This window comes from Kaistella sp., from assembly GCF_032060305.1.
Taxonomy (GTDB): domain Bacteria; phylum Bacteroidota; class Bacteroidia; order Flavobacteriales; family Weeksellaceae; genus Kaistella; species Kaistella yananensis.
In genome coordinates, this window is the sequence record NZ_DAMBHK010000115.1 from 1 (window position 1) to 3,657 (window position 3,657).

General features: G+C 39.7%; 3 protein-coding genes and 1 pseudogene. All 4 read right to left on the minus strand.

Annotated features, from left to right (window positions below):
* Nucleotides 1–125: 125 nt before the first annotated feature.
* Nucleotides 126–887, minus strand: a complete 762-nt coding sequence (gene tpiA / locus V5N63_RS11290) for a triose-phosphate isomerase (protein ID WP_332034023.1) — start codon at nucleotides 885–887, stop codon at nucleotides 126–128.
* A 95-nt stretch (nucleotides 888–982) separates the two neighbouring features.
* The gene (locus V5N63_RS11295; RefSeq protein WP_332034024.1) at nucleotides 983–3,109 is read right to left on the minus strand and encodes a S9 family peptidase; all 2,127 of its coding nucleotides are present in this window, start codon (nucleotides 3,107–3,109) and stop codon (nucleotides 983–985) included.
* A gap of 28 nt (nucleotides 3,110–3,137) precedes the next feature.
* Entirely contained in the window at nucleotides 3,138–3,488 is a 351-nt protein-coding gene (locus V5N63_RS11300; RefSeq protein WP_253312706.1) for a tellurite resistance TerB family protein, read from the minus strand.
* A 29-nt stretch (nucleotides 3,489–3,517) separates the two neighbouring features.
* Nucleotides 3,518–3,657 (minus strand): annotated as a pseudogene (locus tag V5N63_RS11305) (BT_3928 family protein); the annotation flags it as partial.

Consider the following 3,657-nt stretch of genomic DNA (forward strand, 5'->3'; position numbering starts at 1 on the left):
TTATATTTAAGTCTGTGGATGTTGTTATTGTTCCTTTTGATGAGTTTTTTGGGATTTTCACTTGCGAAAACAAAAGTCCTCCGATAAGAACTGAGGCAAGAATAATTACTTTTTTCATATAGAAATTAAGCATTAAATCCTTCGATAATTTTCGCGAAATCATCAATTTTTAAAGCTGCGCCACCAATCAAACCACCGTCGATATCGGGTTGAGAAAAGATTTCTTTTGCGTTATCAGGTTTCACAGAACCACCGTATAAAATTGAAATTTCGTCGGCAACTTCCTGACCGTATTTTGCAGCAATTAAACTTCTGATATGCGCGTGGATTTCCTGAGCTTGTTCAGGAGATGCAGTTTCGCCGGTTCCGATGGCCCAAACGGGTTCGTAAGCGATGACTACTTTCTTAATTTCTTCCGCAGAAAGGGTAAACAACGCCACTTCGGTCTGGTTTTTTACCACTTCTAAATGTTGTCCGGATTTTCTTTGTTCTAAAGTTTCCCCGTTGCAATAAATTGGAGTTAAACCTTTATCCAAAGCCAGTTTTACTTTTCTGTTGCAGTGGGAATCGGTTTCACCGTGGTATTGTCTGCGTTCGGAGTGACCGATAATTGCACCGGTTGCATCGATGGATTCCAGCATATCAGCAGAAATTTCTCCGGTATAAGCTCCGCTTTCATGTTCACTCATGTCCTGTGCGAAAACGCCGATTTCATCCTGCTCATAAAGATCTTTAGCCATCATAAGATAAAGTGAAGGTGGCGCGATCCAGACTTCGCAGTTGGTGGCGTTATTTTTTTTGTACTCGAGTAACTGAAACATGAGTTGTTGTGCCTCAATTACATTTTTGTTCATTTTCCAATTTCCTGCAACGATATTTTTTCTCATAGTTTTTCTTTTAATTTTAACAAAAATCCGAAATATTCGGTGATAAAAAAAATAAAGCGGAATGATTACAATCAGTCCGCTTTGGATAATTTAAGTTATTTAGTTATTCCCTCCAGTTTAAGAAGAAACGCATAGTCCCAGGCCACATCTTTCAGGTAATCGAACCTTCCTGAAGCTCCGCCATGACCATACGCCATTTCGGTTTTCAGTAAAACTGCATTTTTATCAGTTTTCAGATCTCTCAGTTTGGCTGCCCATTTTGCAGGCTCAAAATACTGTACCTGAGAATCGTGTAATCCTGTAGTAATCAAAATATTAGGATAATTCTTCTTCTGAATATTTTCATAAGGAGAGTAAGATTTCATGTAAAAATATGCATCCTTATTGTTTGGATTTCCCCATTCGTCGTATTCATTTGTAGTTAATGGAATGCTTTCGTCGAGCATGGTATTCACTACATCCACGAAAGGAACCTGTGCAATAACACCGTTCCAGAGCTCGGGTTTCATGTTTACCACTGCACCCATCAGCAAACCACCTGCGGAACCTCCCTGTGCGTAAAGATGTTCCGGTGAAGTGTATTTTTCTTTCACTAAAAATTCTCCTGCATCAATAAAATCCGTGAAAGTATTGATTTTTTTCATCATTTTTCCGTCTTCATACCATTGTCGGCCCATTTCCTGTCCGCCGCGGATGTGTGCAATCGCAAAAGCAAAACCTCGGTCGAGCAAACTCAGTCTTGCAGAGCTGAAGGTAGCTTCCATCGAGTTTCCGTAGGAACCGTAACCGTAAAGCAATAGCGGATTTTTTCCGTTTTTCTCAAAGCCCTTTTTGTAAACAATTGAAACCGGAATTTTCGTGCCGTCTTTGGCAGTGGCAAAAACCCGTTCTGTGGTGTACAGGTTTTTATCATATCCGCCCAAAACTTCCTGCTGTTTCAGCAATGTTCTTTTACCAGTTACGAGATTCTGTTCATATTGCGAACTTGGTGTAATCATCGAAGTATATGCAAAACGGAAATTATCGGTATTGTATTCCGGATTGTTCATGCTTCGGATCATGTAAGCGGGTTCATCGAACTTCAGAAATTCTTTTTTCTGTGTTTTTCTGTCCTGAATTACAAGCTGCGAAAGCCCGTTCTGTCTTTCAGAGAATACAAGGAAATTTTTAAACTCATCAACTCCCAACATCAGCACATCTTTGCGGTGCGGAATTAAATCTTTCCAGTTTTCAACACCCGTTATATTGACGGGCGTTTCCATTACTTTGAAATTTAAAGCATCTTTGTTGGTGGTAATCAGGAATTTATCTTCCAAAGGAGTAATGTCATACAGAACATCTTTCATCCGCGGCTGGAAAACTTTGAAACCTCCGTTCGGATTATCGGCCGGCAAATAGCGAACCTCTGAACTGGTAGTCGCTGAAGAATAAATCATGATGTATTTTTCGTTCTTCGATTTACCGACTCCAATATAGTTGGTGTTGTCTTTTTCTTCGTAAACCACCGCATCTTTTGATGGATCGGTTCCTAAAGTGTGTCTTTTAATTTTTTCAGATAAAAGCGTGACATCATTTTTGGCCGTATAAAAAATTGTTTTGTTGTCGGCAGCCCAAACTGCGTTGCCTTCGGTGTTTTTAATTCCTAAATCAGTGATTTTCCCCGTGTTTAAATCCTTTAAAAATAAGCTGTATTGCCGGCGTGAAACATCATCAACCCCGAAAACCATTTTAGAATTATCCGGCGAGATGCTGAAACCAGCAGCTGCGTAATAGGCTTTGCCTTCCGCCATTTTGTCTACATCGAGAAGCATTTCCTCAGGAGCAGATAAACTGCCTTTTTTACGGCAGTATTTAAAGTACTGCTTTCCTGTCTCGGTGCGTGAATAGTAATAGTAACCGTCTTTGAAGACAGGAACACTTTCATCTTTCTCCTTGATCCGCGCTTTCATTTCCTGATACAGATTTTCGCGAAGTTGCTTCGTATCTGCCATCATCGTTTCGAGATACGCGTTTTCGGCAGTAAGATAGTTTACGACTTTGGTAGAATCTTTTCCTTTTTTGAAATAGTCGATCATCCAATAATAGGGATCGCTTACTTTTTCGCCGTGAATTTCGCGCACGTGGTTTTGCTTTTCGGCAATAGGAGGCTTGGCATCGGGCCAGATTTGGGCGTTCATCATACATGTAACTGTTAATAATGAGGCGGCAATTGTTTTTTTCATGGTTATCGGAGTTTTTTTGAGGCTGTAATTAAGCGGGAAACCACATATTCTTCAGCAACCTGTAAAAATGGTGTTCGCGCTCGCTAACTTCCTCATCAGCTTTAATTAAAGACTTAGCGAAATTGAGGAAATCTTTTCTTTCCGATTCTACTGAATCATCAAAAAAGCATCGGGCGTGAAACTCGAAATGATCTTTCCACTGCTCCGGCTGCAGAACTGCAATCGCGTCAAGTTCGTTATCGAGATTCATTTTAAATGGAAATTCTTCTGCAAGATATTCCTGGATTTTAAGACCTTCTTCGGGCGCAAATTCACCGTCAACTGACGATAAAATCATTAATAGATGGTAACCTGCGATTGATTTATTTGATTTCTGCATTGTTAAAATATTATATTTAAATTGAATTTTTATTGTTTAAGATAATCTTTGGCCGGGATTTTATCCACGATTTTACCGTTCTGTAAGATAAGTACAAACGGATTGCTTCGGGCAATTGTTTTTATCGCAGTACCGTCCATCACTGCATTTTTTATGGTTTTAAAAGTCG